The 15,459-nt window shown below is 38.4% G+C and carries 14 protein-coding genes; 3 read left to right on the forward strand and 11 right to left on the reverse strand.

The window, feature by feature from the left end:
- Position 1: 1 nt before the first annotated feature.
- Positions 2-646, reverse strand: coding sequence for a TetR/AcrR family transcriptional regulator (locus ACQK2H_RS11960; RefSeq protein WP_425391681.1), 645 nt, complete (start codon positions 644-646; stop codon positions 2-4).
- 96 nt (positions 647-742) lie between these two features.
- Between ACQK2H_RS11960 and ligA the strand changes: the two genes are divergently transcribed.
- The 3 genes from ligA to dapA all read left to right on the forward strand — a co-directional run bounded on the left by ligA (position 743) and on the right by dapA (position 4,411).
- On the forward strand, positions 743-2,824 hold the full coding sequence (ligA, locus tag ACQK2H_RS11965; protein WP_425391682.1) for an NAD-dependent DNA ligase LigA: 2,082 nt from the start codon (positions 743-745) through the stop codon (positions 2,822-2,824).
- Positions 2,817-3,296 carry a DUF6913 domain-containing protein gene (locus ACQK2H_RS11970; RefSeq protein WP_425391683.1) on the forward strand — a complete coding sequence of 160 codons (480 nt, stop codon included), beginning with the start codon at positions 2,817-2,819 and terminating at the stop codon, positions 3,294-3,296. Before ligA ends, ACQK2H_RS11970 begins: the two co-directional genes overlap by 8 nt.
- 239 nt (positions 3,297-3,535) lie before the next feature.
- Positions 3,536-4,411: a 4-hydroxy-tetrahydrodipicolinate synthase gene (dapA, locus tag ACQK2H_RS11975; protein ID WP_425391684.1), complete on the forward strand. Its 876-nt coding sequence runs from the start codon at positions 3,536-3,538 to the stop codon at positions 4,409-4,411.
- A 165-nt stretch (positions 4,412-4,576) separates the two neighbouring features.
- On the opposite strand, the gene ACQK2H_RS11980 is transcribed toward dapA, so the two are convergent.
- The 10 genes from ACQK2H_RS11980 to ACQK2H_RS12025 form a co-directional block, all read right to left on the reverse strand.
- Positions 4,577-4,873 (reverse strand): type II toxin-antitoxin system RelE/ParE family toxin, encoded by a 297-nt coding sequence (locus ACQK2H_RS11980; protein ID WP_425391685.1) that lies wholly within the window; start codon positions 4,871-4,873, stop codon positions 4,577-4,579.
- Positions 4,870-5,097, reverse strand: coding sequence for a hypothetical protein (locus ACQK2H_RS11985; RefSeq protein WP_425391686.1), 228 nt, complete (start codon positions 5,095-5,097; stop codon positions 4,870-4,872). Before ACQK2H_RS11985 ends, ACQK2H_RS11980 begins: the two co-directional genes overlap by 4 nt.
- A gap of 520 nt (positions 5,098-5,617) precedes the next feature.
- Positions 5,618-6,847 carry a hypothetical protein gene (locus tag ACQK2H_RS11990; protein ID WP_425391687.1) on the reverse strand — a complete coding sequence of 410 codons (1,230 nt, stop codon included), beginning with the start codon at positions 6,845-6,847 and terminating at the stop codon, positions 5,618-5,620.
- A gap of 25 nt (positions 6,848-6,872) precedes the next feature.
- A complete protein-coding gene (locus ACQK2H_RS11995) occupies positions 6,873-10,376 on the reverse strand; it encodes an RHS repeat domain-containing protein (RefSeq protein WP_425391688.1) in 3,504 nt (1,167 codons plus the stop codon).
- 47 nt (positions 10,377-10,423) lie between these two features.
- Positions 10,424-11,107 carry a porin family protein gene (locus tag ACQK2H_RS12000; RefSeq protein ID WP_425391689.1) on the reverse strand — a complete coding sequence of 228 codons (684 nt, stop codon included), beginning with the start codon at positions 11,105-11,107 and terminating at the stop codon, positions 10,424-10,426.
- Entirely contained in the window at positions 11,091-11,603 is a 513-nt protein-coding gene (locus ACQK2H_RS12005) for a hypothetical protein (protein ID WP_425391690.1), read from the reverse strand. Before ACQK2H_RS12005 ends, ACQK2H_RS12000 begins: the two co-directional genes overlap by 17 nt.
- Before the next feature lie 313 nt (positions 11,604-11,916).
- A complete protein-coding gene (locus ACQK2H_RS12010) occupies positions 11,917-12,798 on the reverse strand; it encodes a hypothetical protein (RefSeq protein ID WP_425391691.1) in 882 nt (293 codons plus the stop codon).
- Positions 12,799-13,213: 415 nt separating this feature from the next.
- Positions 13,214-13,705, reverse strand: coding sequence for a hypothetical protein (locus ACQK2H_RS12015; RefSeq protein ID WP_425391692.1), 492 nt, complete (start codon positions 13,703-13,705; stop codon positions 13,214-13,216).
- A gap of 7 nt (positions 13,706-13,712) precedes the next feature.
- Entirely contained in the window at positions 13,713-14,696 is a 984-nt protein-coding gene (locus ACQK2H_RS12020; RefSeq protein WP_425393138.1) for a peptidoglycan DD-metalloendopeptidase family protein, read from the reverse strand.
- A gap of 91 nt (positions 14,697-14,787) precedes the next feature.
- Positions 14,788-14,931, reverse strand: a complete 144-nt coding sequence (locus tag ACQK2H_RS12025) for a hypothetical protein (protein WP_425391693.1) — start codon at positions 14,929-14,931, stop codon at positions 14,788-14,790.
- Positions 14,932-15,459: the final 528 nt, after the last annotated feature.

The raw sequence follows: 15,459 nt of genomic DNA on the forward strand, positions 1-15,459 counted from the left end.
GTTATGCATAATGCTCAGAAAGGATCGGATCCTTTGAAAGAGCTGAATCAAATTTTCTTACCCCTTCCTCATTAAGAAAACCTCGAAAAAAATTAATCAATTGAATATTCAAGTGCTCGTTAAATGGTCTCGTAATGGTAGACTCAATCAGCTTCCCGGCAGGCCTACCGAAAATAAATGAACTTAGTGTTTCCCAATAAGTCAGTAGCATGGTATTAATATCTACTTTACTTATAAGCAATTCCTCTTCATGACACTTTTGAATCAAGGCTTTGAATCGCTCAAAAACAGCTCCTTTGAGATACTCCTCAAGTATTTCATTGGTCTGATCTCTGTAACTATATGTGCTTTTCAACCCTTCAATCGTGATGTTTTTTAATTCCAAATGAATGGCTCTGAGTAGTTTTAGCAATTTTTCAATGGCAGAAATATCCATTTTAATGATCCGATTCCCATATCCGGCCATTCGATCCAGCTTCCATTTGAACGACTGAAACAGTAGGTTGTCCTTTGTCTGGAAAAGCAAATAAATGGTTTTTTTACTCATGTGTAGCTCATGAGCAATTTTATCGATGGTGGTTTTACGAATCCCATCGGACATGAACATATTAAATGCCTGAGATAAAATAATATCCTTCTTGTACAAAGCTGTGCGGTTGAAAGCCTACGAAATTAGACGTTGAAGACAGACTTGACAAAATTTCGAAAGAGAAATCCTGTGAATGAAATAGATTTGTTTTCGATGAATCAGGAAGAAGCCAAAAAGCGAATAGAAACACTTACAGAGGAATTAAATCATCATAATTACCTCTACTATCAAAAAAGTCAGCCTGCTATTTCAGACTATGAGTTTGATACTCAGCTAAAAGAGTTAGAGAGATTAGAGCAAGCTTACCCTGAATTAAAGCTCGCTCACTCTCCTACTACCAGAGTTGGTGGAGACATAACCAAAGAGTTTGAAACTGTGCCTCATAAATACCCGATGCTATCATTGGGCAATACCTATTCGAAAGAGGAGCTTACAGACTTTGACGGTCGAGTAAAAAAGGGCTTGGGTACCGATGACTATGAGTACATCTGTGAATTGAAATTCGATGGTGTAGCCATAAGCCTACGATATGAAAATGGTGTTTTGGCTAAAGGAATTACCCGAGGGGATGGAACAAAAGGCGATGACATTACCACCAATGTAAAAACCATTCGATCCATACCTCTAAAACTTCCGGGAAATGATTATCCTGCATCATTTGAGGTCAGAGGTGAAGTATTTATGCCGAAAGAGCAGTTCATCATTCTCAACGATCAGGTGAAGAAGGAGAATGAACAGCGTGTATCAGAAGGAAAATCGCCCCTTACACTTTATGCAAATGCCAGAAATACAACATCCGGCACATTGAAAATGCAGGATTCAAGTATAGTCGCCAATCGAAAACTGGATTGCTACCTGTATTCCTATTTAGACGATTCCAACACTTTTGACACACACGAAGCGTCATTGAAGTTTTTAGAAAAGGTCGGCTTTAATGTTTCGCAGACTTACAGTAAATGCAAGACCATCGAAGAAGTACTGGAATACATTAACCATTGGGACAAGGAGAGGCATAAACTCAGTGTTGAGACAGATGGTATCGTTCTGAAGGTAAACAGCATCGCTCAGCAATCTGAATTAGGCTTTACAGCTAAGAATCCTCGATGGGCTATTTCCTATAAATTCAAAGCTGAATCTGCAGTGACCACTTTGAATGACATTTCCTATCAGGTAGGACGAACTGGCGCAATAACACCAGTTGCTGAGTTGGAACCCGTACTTCTGGCAGGAACCACGGTGAAACGAGCATCTCTTCATAATGCCAATGAAATTGAACGACTTGGGGTACGGATCGGTGATCAGGTAAATGTGGAAAAGGGAGGTGAAATCATTCCTAAAATCACGAGTGTCAACTTGAAAAGCAGACCGGAAGACTCTGAACAAGTACAGTACATTGACAAGTGCCCTGAATGTAACACGGAGCTAATAAGAAAAGAAGGGGAAGCGCAGCATTATTGCCCAAATCAGGAAACCTGTCCTCCGCAGGTTCAAGGGAGAATTGAGCATTTTATCAGCAGAAATGCGATGGACATTGAATCGCTCGGTCCGCGCACCATCGCAGGATTCTTAAGTAAGGGACTCATTAAAAACCTATCAGACTTGTATGCGCTCACTTTTGATGATATCAATAACCTTCAGTTCGAAGAAGTGGATGAGGTCTCCGGTGAGGTAACAAAAAGGTCAATCAAGGAAAAATCAGCCAAGAACATCATCGCCTCAATCGAGAAATCAAAAGAAATACCTTTTGAGCGGGTGCTTTTCGGTTTAGGTATTCGATACGTAGGAAAGACAGTAGCTGAAAAACTTGCTCAACATTTTGTCACAATTGATCGTCTAATGAATGCGTCATTTGATGAAATAGTGGCTGTGCATGAAATAGGCGTTCGTATTGCAGAGAGCGTGGTATCCTACTTCAAAAATGAAGATAACAGAGCCATGATTGAGGCTTTAAAGGAAGCGGGTTTATCATTTGAAATAGTCCGAAAAGAAGGCACTGACGATAAACTGAAAGGCATCACCTTTGTGGTTTCCGGCGTGTTTGAAGAATTTGGGAGGGATGAATTGAAAAACATTATTAAACAACATGGAGGAAAAGTAGCTAGCAGCATTTCTTTCAAAACCAATTATTTAGTGGCTGGCGCAAATATGGGTCCGGCCAAAAAAGAAAAAGCTGATTCGTTAGGAATAACTATTTTGGACGAGTCATCATTTAGAGAACTTTTACAGAATGATTAAAAACCTATTCCTTAAACATAAAGGCAAACCAACCACTGCCGACAAGGAACATTGCACATACACTGAAGCATCCAATATTGGTATACTTTATAATGCCGATGAGTTTAGCTCAGAAACAGTAAACAAACTGGAGGAGTTGCTAAAAACCGACGGTAAAAGCGTGGCAAAGATTGGATACGTTGAAAAGCCTCTGGAAGATCCCTTAATTTTTCATAAAAAAGACGTTTCCAATACCGGCACCATTAAAAAAGACAACCTGGAGTTTTTTATCAAGCAGTCTTTTGATTTTCTTATCTCTCTTGACACCTCATGCAACATCAATTACAAGTATGTATTAGCCATTAGCAAAGCAATATGCAAAATAGGTTTTGAGACTGAGGAGTATTATGACCTCTTGCAGCTTTCATTAAAAATGGAAGAGAGTAAGCCGAAGGCGGTTACGAATATGGTGAGGTATTTGAAAATGATATGAATTAACTCACCCCCAGCCCTCTAAAATTAGAGAGGGGAGTTTATGCTTATCAAAATAATTGACGATTTCGCTAGCATACTGTCTTAATCAGGATGAAAGTAATGAAGTTTGAATGACTCACCCCCGGCCCCTCTCTATAATTAGAGAGGGGCGCATGATCTATCAAAAATTTAAGATTGCAAAAAACAGATTGTGCTGTTACACTAAACTATTTACTTTCATCTCTACCTTTGTAAACAATGAAAGCAGAATTGAAAGGAACAGGTGTGGCTCTGGCAACACCAATGAACGCAGATTACACCATTGACTATCCTTCATTGGGTAAGCTATTGGATCATATTGTTGATGGAAACGCTGATTACATTGTAGTACAGGGAACTACCGGTGAATCCCCGGTTTTCTCATGGAAGGAGAAATTAGAAATATTAGGATTTGTAATCGCACACCTCAAGGGAAGTAAACCCGTTGTTTTTGGTCTTGGGGGTAATAATACCTTTGATCTGATTGAGAAATCGAATGACCTCAAATCATTCGATTTAGCTGCCATACTTTCCGCTAGTCCTTATTATAACAAACCGTCTCAACAGGGTATCGTCAGGCACTACCAGATGCTTGCTGATGCATTCCCCTACCCGATCATTCTCTATAATGTTCCCTCCAGAACTGCCTCGAATATGAAAGCAGCAACTACGCTCGAGCTGGCTAAAAATCCAAACATCATCGCTATGAAGGAAGCTTCCGGTGATCTGGATCAATGCCAACAGATAGCTGACAATCGCCCGGATGGATTTATGCTGCTATCCGGAGATGATGGGCTCGCCCACGATATTATCAAAATGGGTGGTGAAGGTGTGATTTCAGTTATTGGGAATCTAATGCCGAAAGCATACACTGATATGGTAAATGCTACGCTAAGTGGTGATTTTGATCATGCAAATAAGATGAATGATACACTCAGATCTGCCTATGCTATGCTTGCTGAAGAAGGCAATCCCAGCTCACTCAAAGCAGGACTTGAAGCAATCGGCATTTGCAAACGAACAGTGAAACCACCACTATTTGATGCTTCAGATGGATTGGTGGAGAGGTGGAAGGAATTACTTCTAACCCCGTAATTCCATGGAATATTTGAAAGCTTCATTTCAGACGCGTACTCACGAGGGCTGAAGGCTGAAAAATATGGTCCAACAATTTGTCACGAAGTAGCTTCCGCGCCATTTGGGACCATTGCAGACGAGCAGGAGAAAAGAGTGATGTTTTCATCGAGGCACGAGTGTGGATTAAGTGGTATTAGGCTCTTGACTAGTATGAATTACATTGAGAATGTCAATGGTCTTTTCATTTACCTGATACACAATTCTGTAGCTCCATCTAAAATATCTGCGAATATTTCCCGGATTATTCAAATAGTACTCATCAAGTTGATACTTCTCTGGGTTCAGGTTTAGTGATTTGGAAGCCTGAATAATTTCCTTTCTTACTTGCCTAGCAGCAGCAACAGAATCCTGCTTAATGAAATCGTGATGATACTTTAGGGATTCTTTGGCTCTATCAGACCAAATGACTTTTTTCTTCACCAATTTTCAGATTCCTTTTCGAGATCTTCAACATCAGTAGATTTTCCATCTTTAATTTGTTGTCTGGATTCATCTATTGCACTGACATATTCATCCAAACTCATAGGCGAAAATGGACCTGTAGAGCCTTTCAGGATTGTATAAACAGCCGAGAGCTTTTCTTCGTCTTTGATTGTATCAATGACTTGATGAAGTTGTAATTGTAATTCAGCTACACTATTCATTTTGACTGCTTTTCTACAAATTAACGATTTATTGGAGATTATAACATTCAATTTTTTGTAATAATTCTTTTACCGTTCTCTATGCGCAGGTTGTTCCTACAATAAATTATTCTATGTTGAAAAAAAGTGCTGGTACACGTTTACAACGCGTACCTCAATTCAACATTCAATCAATCCTTTGATGTCACACAATTTGTCATGGAAGTAACTTCCACGACATTAGGGCAAAACTGCCAAAACCCCCATACCCCCTAAAGGGGGATAGATATCCATCATAATCGTCATTCCGAAGCTGAGGTAGGTGGTGAAGGAATCTTAAATAGTGAATCACCTGAGCAGACCTGGTGTGAAGATTTCCCTGTCACCCCCTAGCCCCCTGAAGGGGGAAAAGGCATTTCTTTAGAATGTTAAGCTAAGAATCTATCTAATTAAGAAGAAAGATTTCTCTTGAGGCGAAATGATAAAAAAGTAATGAAACTGCCGAAACCCCCATACCCCCTAAAGGGGGATAGATCATCTGCTAAAATCCAATCGTATATCCTATCCTTGGAGTGAAGGGCCGCTGATTGAGGGTGTTGTTTTTGTGATTGAGGTCGTAGACAAGTAGTACACTAAGCGTTACCTTTTTAGATATTCTAAACTTGCGACCTGCGCCAAGTAAAACGGCATACTGCCAAAACGCTGGCTTGACTGCTTCCTGAAAAAGTGACTTATTCCTGACCAGTCGGTATTCTCCATAAAGAAAGAATCCTTTCATGATATCGTAGCTGGTAAAAAAGCTAAACCCATGTGCATCACCAGTTAGGGAGGTAGATTCTCGTCCGTTGACTTGCTCCCTCAATAAGAGGCCTATTCCTGTAGCAAAAGATTTATTCCATTGATAGCCAATCTGGAAGTTATTATCAACGATTATTGGATCGGTTGATTGAATGGTAATGTTGCCATTCAGAAAAAAACGTTTCTTTATAGGTGTTCCCTGCAATGATTTTCGTCTGATCCCTTCTTCCTTCTTTTCCAAACTTGGTAAATCTGAGAATTTCTCCTTAGCCACCTTCATGGAGAGCTGAGATTTGCTAAACTCGTGAGGATCGACATTCTTAAAGAACTTCTTTACTCCGGATCGATCAATCTTCTTAATGTTTCCGTTTTGATCCAATGTGTTGAACATCAGTTGATCTTCAATCTTTTTATCGCTTTGCTGTTTGAGTTCTTTAGGAAGGTAGGGTTCAATTTGCTTCTTAAGCCCAAATCTTTCAACTAGATCCACACTATCCAACAAAATCGAATCCGGATGAAATCGGTCTAAATAAGCAGAATCATATTGTCCATATGATTCGTAGATCTGCTGTATTTGTTCAAAATCCCCCTGCTTGGCCAATGTATGCAAAGCCCAACCCAACGAATCCTCAGGTTCCTGGAAACCGGCTAAATCCAAAACAAGCTTTTGCTTATTTCCCTTCTTCCACTTTCCTAACAGAATCTCCTTTTGGTGTTTCCTCGCTTCCTTCCATTTGCCAACAGACTTTAAACTGTCTTTATTCTCCGACTTATAATCTTTCCAGGCTTTCTTGGCAGCTTTAATGCTGTCCTTTTCATAAAGCTCGTTATAAGCTTTGAGCTTAGATCGGGCATCCTTTGATTGCTCCACTTTCTTTAAGTGCTTTTCCGAAAGCTTTACATCAAACTTGATCTGAGCGGTTGACCAACCCAAACCAATAATAAAACACCCTATGATCGCTACAACCTTCACCTTTACAAGTTAGAAAATCGGGCGGTTAATTTTTCGTATTGTAAGTTACCTCCTTAATGATATTGTCATCATTATCTTTTATACGTAGCAATCTTCCCATGCCATCATATTCATATGATGTTTTAAATTCATTCACATCCTTGACTTCTATTAGCCTTAGTCCTTCGTCATAAATGAAAGATGTTACCTGTTTGTCAGGAAAAGAAGTCCTCAATGAATTCACATAACTGACGAGGGTACTTTCATTGGCTGTACCAATGTTATTCCTAATTGTTTGATCTATTTCAGAAAGTGTAACATCATTTATTTTAACAACAGGAACAGAATGGTTATACCCCCACAAATACACAATATGCATATCTGACCCTGTAGAACCATATTTTGAAACCTCTAATATATTTCCATATTGATCATAGGCATGAATTTCAAGTCTTTTTTCAAGGTCTTCAGCACCAACGGCAGAATGTGTTTCCATCAAACCAACTACATTGTTTGCTAATGAACTATACACATTCATGGATGTGCTTATCGGTAATGCAACTTCATTTGACCCTACTAATTTCTGTTGCTTAGTATAGACGATATCATTCACACGATTTATTGAAGCTAGTGCGTTCAACCCGTTCAAGGCCGTATAATTTGCAGGTACTGACCCCACCGGATAGTAATTTGTAGTTTCATAAAAAACAGAATCACCTCCTTCAGCTAGATGAATTTTGATCGAACGAGGCTGGTGGTTTTCATTATTGTATTGAAATGTCTCCTTACGAATCATGACGTGCTGATTTTCATGTACATCATAGGTGAACTCCTTGCTGATTTTTTTGACTTGCTTCGCCCAACCTATGGTATGTTCCTCACCCGCTACGTAAATTTCATCAACCGTAGGCAATGGCGGTGCATTGAATGGTTGGGGATACAAATCTTCTCCATACGGACCCTTAGGAACATTCCTAGCGGGGAATCCATTTTCGTTGTTTTCATAGCTATCATAAAACTGCTTGTAAGGAGATGTTTTTAAGTCTGCTATCTTATAAGAAATGCCGACCGTATCCAGTTTAAACGAGTAGGCAATTGAATCACTTTTTAATATATGATCATTAGCATCAAAAACTTCTTGCTTAACTAACAAACCTCTTTGAAAATCGATATCAGGTGATGGGGCAGAAATAGGCAACTCAAAAGAAGCCAAAGGAAGTGGGTAATCCTCAGCATTGGTATAATGATATACCGTATAGCCATTGCCAGTCTCCTCCACTTTCACATTCCTGTAGGTAACATACTCTCCTTTTGATATAGCTGCATTTACACCATTCTGAGTAGCAACGGCATATTGTATATCTATAGGTTTGAAAAACTGTGCATAATTAGTTGGATGATTGAAGAGTGACTTTGTAATTGTATGGTTGTACTCTAATCTCAAATTCCCCAGAATTGCGTCTATAGCACCGGAGGATTTTAATGAATTACCTATCTCATTATATGAATAATTGAACTTTCTTAGTAACCCCAATCCTTCTTTAAATTCTATTGATTTTATTCTGACCCCACCGCCAAGTATAAATTGATCCAGGGATGCATTTAGTTCCTTATAGTAAGTTCTGATTGTTCCTTCTATAGTATATGTATCCGCATTTAATGCCTCAAGCCTAATAGTTTTAGTACCTGACGTAAGATCAAGGCTTGTACCTCGTTCGGTATCTATTCCGGCCTGATTTTCCTGGTTACCATCGCTATCTAAGATTACTATTCTCATATTATCAATAAGATCTTGATCTGCCTGCAGCTGTGGGATTTTGATCAGCACACTTTGATTATGTGTCAAATGGATCACTTCAGACGCGATGAACCCGCTCGACGCTGTTAAATCATAGGACCCGGAAAGGTTCATGTTATTGCTCCTGTAAGTGAAGTTTTGAGGACTCTCAATATAGTCCTCGTATTGAATTTCCTTACCTTCAGCATGTGAAAATGAGTGGTGCTCAAACTCATAATGCTGAGAACCTCCTGTAGGATAGGTAATGGAGGAAAGTAAACCTTTTGTGATCAATGTTTCATCAAATGGAACAGGGGTTTCCGGGTCATATTGAGGATTAATTGGAGCATTGTTGTAACCCCAAATATCTCTGAACTGACCATAACTATTTAGATTAGCCCTGTCATTATAGCTTAAATCATACCTTCTTTCCTCATTGGTTTTCAAGTCTGTATCAATAATACCAGTAAGCCATAATCGATCCGCCACTTCATCAGTTTCCAACTCAAATTTTCTGACAGGATTGCCAGCTTCACGTTCTTCTATAGTGTGCAGTATTTTTCCATTTGTTTCTGGGTGGGTGGTTTCAGTATCAATAGATAGTACCCAGCTGACTCCATCTTTGAACTTCACTGAATCTAGTTTGGCAGTGGAAATTTGGACCTGATGAAAAGAAACTTTTTTAAGCGGTTCCAGCAAACCTCTATTGTATAGGTTACCTAGAACATTTTCTCTGGAAGCACCAAATACATTCAAGATTCTACTTTCAGTAAAAGACTTGCTTACCTCATAGGAAACATTATCTGTGACGTATGAAAGATCAACAAGTGTTTGATCATTATAAGTCTGGATTGATGTCAAATGCCATGCACTTGTCGCCGTATATTCATCTTCCGAAAAGTTATAATCAAAACCACCATCATCCATAGAGACACCTTCCCAATTGATCCCTCCTGGTATGTATATTTCTGAATTTTCGATAACTTCACCTTTCTCATTACGATGTATTATGGTTTCACCTCCGCCAAATGAACCGGAAGATCCGGAAAAAACCAGTTTAGGTGTGCCTATTTGGGTCATGGTGGCAGTGAAGAATTTAGAAAATGTGCTTTCTTTTTGAGAAAACTGATATTTTAACCCTTTGGTGTCTATTAGTTCAAATGCATTTATTTTTCTTGTAACCGGATCATAATCAAGGTTGATTTTGATGTTGCTTACGGATGATATCATTTTCGCTTTCAACTCATTACCTTCAAGAATGACCACAAACCTCCCGGACATTCCATTTACGCTGAACTGGTACAGGTCTAACTCAGAGTCGAGTCGGATAGCGCTTGTTCCTAATACGTTCCATCTATATTCATCTTTTTCGTCTTGAGTCAGGTTATCATAATTCCAGAAATTCGGAATATGCAAAACCCCCTTTTTATCACTGAAATTGTAGTGATCCGGTAATCCTCTTATCGTCCTTGATACAACCCCTCCTGCACTTAAGGACCAACCTGTACCTACCCAACCTGAGTGGGCATCTACCTTCACTCCTTGTGTTGAGTATCTTAGTACAGCATTCATGGTCAAATCAGGATGAGCCTGCTTTGACAATAATGGAATCGTAATATTCGGTTGCCCGGTATGGTAATCAATAGGGACTTCTTCAAACGTCATTAAGTTACCTACTGTAGGTGAAGGAGGTAATACCTCAGGTAGTTCCTGTGCAAATGCCTCTAACTTTAAAAAAATAACTACCAGTAATGCGATGTATCTAACTTTCATGGTGTATAGATGTGAGTATGTATTTCTAAATCTTTGTTTCTTTCTTTCTACAACCTGCAGCCCAGATAAACCTGCAAGGTGTTTAGTTTATAAGTAGCGTTTATGATGTCTTTTGCATCATTGATATCCGTTAGTCCTACTAAGTAGCGGAATCCAAAATCCAGATTAGCTTTTGTATTAAATTCAATGCCTACTGCCCAATTAATCATGGATCCTTTGGTAAATTCTTTAACATCCTCTTCCTGGCTCCCACTTTTAGCTTTTGCAGCTACCAGTATACCCAGCTGAGGCCCTGTATTTATATTGAAAGTACTGCTGGTCTGGAATTGTAAAATCACAGGTATGGAAAGGTATGAGAACATGTCTTTTGCCTCTACAAAAGGGACGAAATAATTGGTTTGATAATGATCAAAGATTAACCCGGATTCCAGACCTATAGAGTTTCCCAGTTTAAAATCCCGAAAGATTCCAACTGATGCTCCGTTTCCTGCCGAATACTCCACGTTGTTCGTACCGTCACCTGACGCACTGCCTCTGGTTCGGCTATAGCCAAACTTTATGCCTACACGAGGCTCTGCCTGGCCGAATCCTGTAAGACACAACACGCTTAGAAATAGGGTTATAATTGATTTCTTCATCATAAATTTCATTCTCAGATTCTTCCTTCCCTCAGAGTTACTCGAAGAGTACTCTGAGGTATATAACTTCATGGTTCTAGATCTCAATTTCATTCATGAGTCTTTTATAATGAGATACATATTTATTATCCTTTCCTTTATCATAAAAGGATGCACTTGAATGAACATAGTCGGTATAGTCCTCTGCCAAATTCCATTTTCCGCTTACCGGATTTCTATGGGCATAATCCAACTTGGTTTCTAGCATGGATATGTTATTGCACATTTTGGCGTCAAAGGATAGGCGGAAAACTTGATGCTTTTTGCCTTTCTTTATTTCATTTTCCTGAACTCCATCTGAAAGTTTATCTAGAATTTCTGACTGCTGATTTTTCTTGAGCCGCTTAACGATTCCATAGGCCATGAACCGCTTTCCTTCAGCCACAAGCTTGTTTAATGGTTTTTCTTGATTTGTTGGGAAGAGTATACAATGCAGGTGATTGGGCATGATGACATAGCCTAAGATATGACATCCATCCTTTATCAGATGGTCAAACCAATTATAAACTTCATCATATACTTGAGAAAGCTCAAAAAGTGGAAGCCACATATAACACGTGATTGTGCAAAAATATGGTTCGTTTATTTCGATATGTTGAGTATGTGTGCTCAATGCGTTTTGTTCTTTGTCTTCCTTTCTCCCTCAGAGTTACTCGCAGAGAACTCTGAGGCTTTTGTTGTTATGTTTTCTTATTCTATTCTCTTTTTCTTTTATTCCTCAGAGTCCTTTCCTTTTCTACTTTCCAGCCCCAAGTGACTCTGAGGGGGTGTAATGTTTTCTTATTCTATTCACTTTTGTTCCTCAGAGTCCTTTCCCTTTCTCCCTTCCATCCCCATGTGTCTCTGAGGGGGGGGTAAGAACATTACCTTATAATAAATCCGGCTAATGAGCTAAAAGTATTGCCCTCATTTAAACTCATAGCAATTTCTCTTTCACCTGTTTTCATATTAATAGAAAGGAGTTGTGTGTAGTCATAATTGCTCCGCTTGAGTTTATAAATTTTATCCTTGTAGAAATAAAAAAAGTCGCTCATCTCTCCATCATACTCGTGACTAAAAAGCAACTTTAGTTCATTTCCTTGAGCTGAACAATAGTACCGTTGTTCTTCATTCATTTCATCTATTATGCTATAAATCAATTTATTATCATCAGTCCATTGAAGCAGTATTGGTTGATCCTTACCTCCGAGGTATTCTGAACTAGAAAATTCTGCTAATATCATCTTAGTTCCCCTATTTAAGTCATGAATATATAGTTGCTTAAATGAATCATCATCCTCAGTAACTATAGCTACTTTCGCTTCATCCCAAGACATTTTTAACCCAAGTATTAATTTGTCGTAATTGGCAACTCTTACATTGTTTCCATTCCAATATTGTTTTTCAACAATATTTCCAAACTGTGAATCTACTTCAGTTTTTGAAATGGATATTATGGTATAACTTGATGTTCCATCTGCAGCAGAAATATATCCTTCAATGGATAAAGTGTCAGAACTTTGATCATTCAAGCTAACCTTCATAATTCCAGCTTTAATAACAGAAAAAATCATTCTATCACTTAACCACCATTCATTTCCCAATTCTATCGGCAATGATTCCTTCGATCCATCCGCTAAATTGAATATTGAAAGGTCTGAAACTCGAGAATAACCAGATTTTCTGTATTCATTGATTAGCAATGATTGACCTTTAATTTGAAAAAAAAATAGAAGCAAAATCAAGGGTATTAGAAAACGTTTCATGATTATCTTAAAATTTGAATTGCAAAATTCACTTTACTTTTTTTACCGCCCATTTGATCAACAAACCTGTTCCAATCCTCATTATTACTATTCTCCCTCAGAGTTACTCGCAGAGAACTCTGAGGATTTGTGTTGCTATATTTTTCTTTTTCTATTCTCTTTTCTTTGTTCCTCAGAGTCCTTTCCCTCTCTTCTCCAACCCCAAGTGACTCTGAGGGGGTGTAATGTCTTCAAAACTTCGCCCAAGTCTCTCTCTCACTCATTCCCCTCGCAGGAAGACTTGCGCGATAAGGGAGACTTGCGCGATAAGGTTGTCCATTCATTTTTCTTTCTTCATTCTTAGTTCTGTTTTGCACGAGCTACAAGCTCGCGCTAGCTAGGGGGATACCTGAGCGACTGTTTGATTTGAGTTTAATTAACAAGAACCTACTACTATAATCGAGAAAACATCAGCATCAGCGAAATATTCCTCAATGAGCTTCTCCAAACCATATTCTGCTAAGTAGGTTTCTAATTCTTTTTGGTCACCAAAATCCTTATCTACCGAAAAATAAATTTCCTCATTGACTAACTTGAATGAAATTCCGAATGACATGTCTAGCACGATATTTGGGTAGATCTTAAATAAGTCAGGAATCGAAGAACCAGGACATATACCTGACTCAAGCGAATACTTTGAGGAGTTGGTTTCTATTCTAAATATTCCTGCCTCATTAAAGTCAAAGGCAATCCAAACTTCATCACCCAAACTCACGATTTTTACATCGTATTCATTATCTTCAATTACTTCACCTCTAAACAGCTCCACGTCATCACAAAAAGAGTATTGTCCAACTTTATTATCCGTTATGAGAAAAGGATCTTGTTGCAAAGTCAATAAAGTTGATAATAGTATTTCAATTAGCATAATGATATCAATTTATTCCTATTCCAATTATTATTTCTCTCCATTCATCATAAGTATAGTCAGACTGATTATAAGTCTTGATTAGCCCGTTATTTAATCCTTGCTTCCAATCCCTCAGCTTTCGGTAATCACCTTCAAACCATTCAAAAAATTGCTTATTATTGACTGCACCATACCCCCTTGTTAGTGGGTTTACTAGTTCACCGTCTTTATTGACTGCATCAACATGTAAGTGGGCAGGATAATTAACTTTCTTCCCTCTTTTTTTACTGTAATAAGCTCCACTATTACCGGTAGCCCCAATTACCTGACCTTCATAGACAGTGTCACCTTTGCTTACACCAATTGTATTTAAATGCATAAACCTCACCCTATCACCGTTAGGATACTCTACTACAATGAACTTCCCAGTTGAATTAGAAAAACCAGTAGCAACAACTGTACCATCGTCTAAGGAGTATAAATCACTTCCGAAATTAGCTTTAAAGTCAACTCCAATATGAGGAGACGATCCAACATTCCTGATTCTGAAAAAGTCAGAATTAACAACTGCCAAATCTCCCCTATTGTAAGCATCTAACTGAGTTGAAGATAAGCTATTAGTCGCGCCAATTTGCCGATATGCATAGTTATAAGTTTGTGCTACATGACCTAAACTTTGCATAGCTCGTTTATAGTGTGTGTAACTAACTCTTGTATGATTATGCATTCTATGCAAGTATTTACCACGAACTGGCCATTCAATATTTCCGTCTTCATCTACGAAATTGATTGGGTTACTAAACCCATATCTATAAACTGTCCAACTTGTTTGTTCATCGCTTAATGCATCTGGCACATTCCATCTTCCAATAGAAGCATCATACATTCTAGCTCCAAAATCCAGAACTCTCCATTCTTGTTCTTCTTTCCCTCCAAACTTAAACCTCTGCTCCTTACTCGCTACTCTTTGACTCTTATTAAATCCCATCCCAAAGGGAGTATAATCTATGCGAAAAAATGATGGACTTAGATTTTCTTCTAGTGCTCTCTAAAAAAATGTAAAAGAACTTTTTGGCTCATGCCGGTGCGAAGATAATCCATCATTTCTTTTTCTTAATACGTAACTGGCCCTTTTTAAAGTCAGCATTCAAGTCTAGCTCTCCCTTATGCTTAAGGGCAATAGAGATTGCTGTTAATAGCCCAATCACTATGACTAGTACTATCACTATTATTGTTATGCTCATATATGTTATTATTTCAATCAATATTTTCTGGCTACTCTTTTAAGAATATTATCATCAGATATTTTTTCGATTCAATCATAGCTTTTTCATCCGTTTCACAGTAGGACAACACAATCGAGGTAATGTATTTACACTCATTTTAATCTCACAGGACACACACTTTCAGCAAGCTAATCCAGCGTCTACAGCTGTGTTAGGACGTGAGTTTTAGCCAATAAAAAAGCCCACACAGCACATCATTTCCGATTTACTGTGTGGGCTCTCTTTAATTATTGCTTCCCGCTATTAAAGATACAAAATAAACAAACACGTTTTTTGAGTAGTGAAAAAGTTTTTGAAGAAGTGTGGAAAAGTTTTATCCCAAAGAACCCCTTCCCTTTCACTTTTACATAACATGCTCTTATACAAGCTCCTCGGATTGGTTTGATTTCATTTGCTCCTGCGGGTTGTATAAGCATATTATGTAAAGTACCCTGCGGGATACACGTGTCCAGTTCAGGGCTTCTTTGGTTCACACTATCATTCATT

This window comes from Ekhidna sp. (genome assembly GCF_965228795.1).
Classification (GTDB): domain Bacteria; phylum Bacteroidota; class Bacteroidia; order Cytophagales; family Cyclobacteriaceae; genus Ekhidna.

Excerpts from the sequence above, each read along its gene's own strand:
- ACQK2H_RS12010 (WP_425391691.1), bottom strand. The coding sequence starts at position 12,798 with ATGAAACGTTTTCTAATACCCTTGATTTTGCTTCTATTTTTTTTTCAA.
- ACQK2H_RS11985 (WP_425391686.1), bottom strand. The coding sequence starts at position 5,097 with ATGAATAGTGTAGCTGAATTACAATTACAACTTCATCAAGTCATTGAT.
- dapA (WP_425391684.1), top strand. The coding sequence starts at position 3,536 with ATGAAAGCAGAATTGAAAGGAACAGGTGTGGCTCTGGCAACACCAATG.
- ligA (WP_425391682.1), top strand. The coding sequence starts at position 743 with ATGAATCAGGAAGAAGCCAAAAAGCGAATAGAAACACTTACAGAGGAA.
- ACQK2H_RS12015 (WP_425391692.1), bottom strand. The coding sequence starts at position 13,705 with ATGCTAATTGAAATACTATTATCAACTTTATTGACTTTGCAACAAGAT.
- ACQK2H_RS11970 (WP_425391683.1), top strand. The coding sequence starts at position 2,817 with ATGATTAAAAACCTATTCCTTAAACATAAAGGCAAACCAACCACTGCC.
- ACQK2H_RS11995 (WP_425391688.1), bottom strand. The coding sequence starts at position 10,376 with ATGAAAGTTAGATACATCGCATTACTGGTAGTTATTTTTTTAAAGTTA.
- ACQK2H_RS12005 (WP_425391690.1), bottom strand. The coding sequence starts at position 11,603 with ATGTGGCTTCCACTTTTTGAGCTTTCTCAAGTATATGATGAAGTTTAT.
- ACQK2H_RS12025 (WP_425391693.1), bottom strand. The coding sequence starts at position 14,931 with ATGAGCATAACAATAATAGTGATAGTACTAGTCATAGTGATTGGGCTA.
- ACQK2H_RS12000 (WP_425391689.1), bottom strand. The coding sequence starts at position 11,107 with ATGAAATTGAGATCTAGAACCATGAAGTTATATACCTCAGAGTACTCT.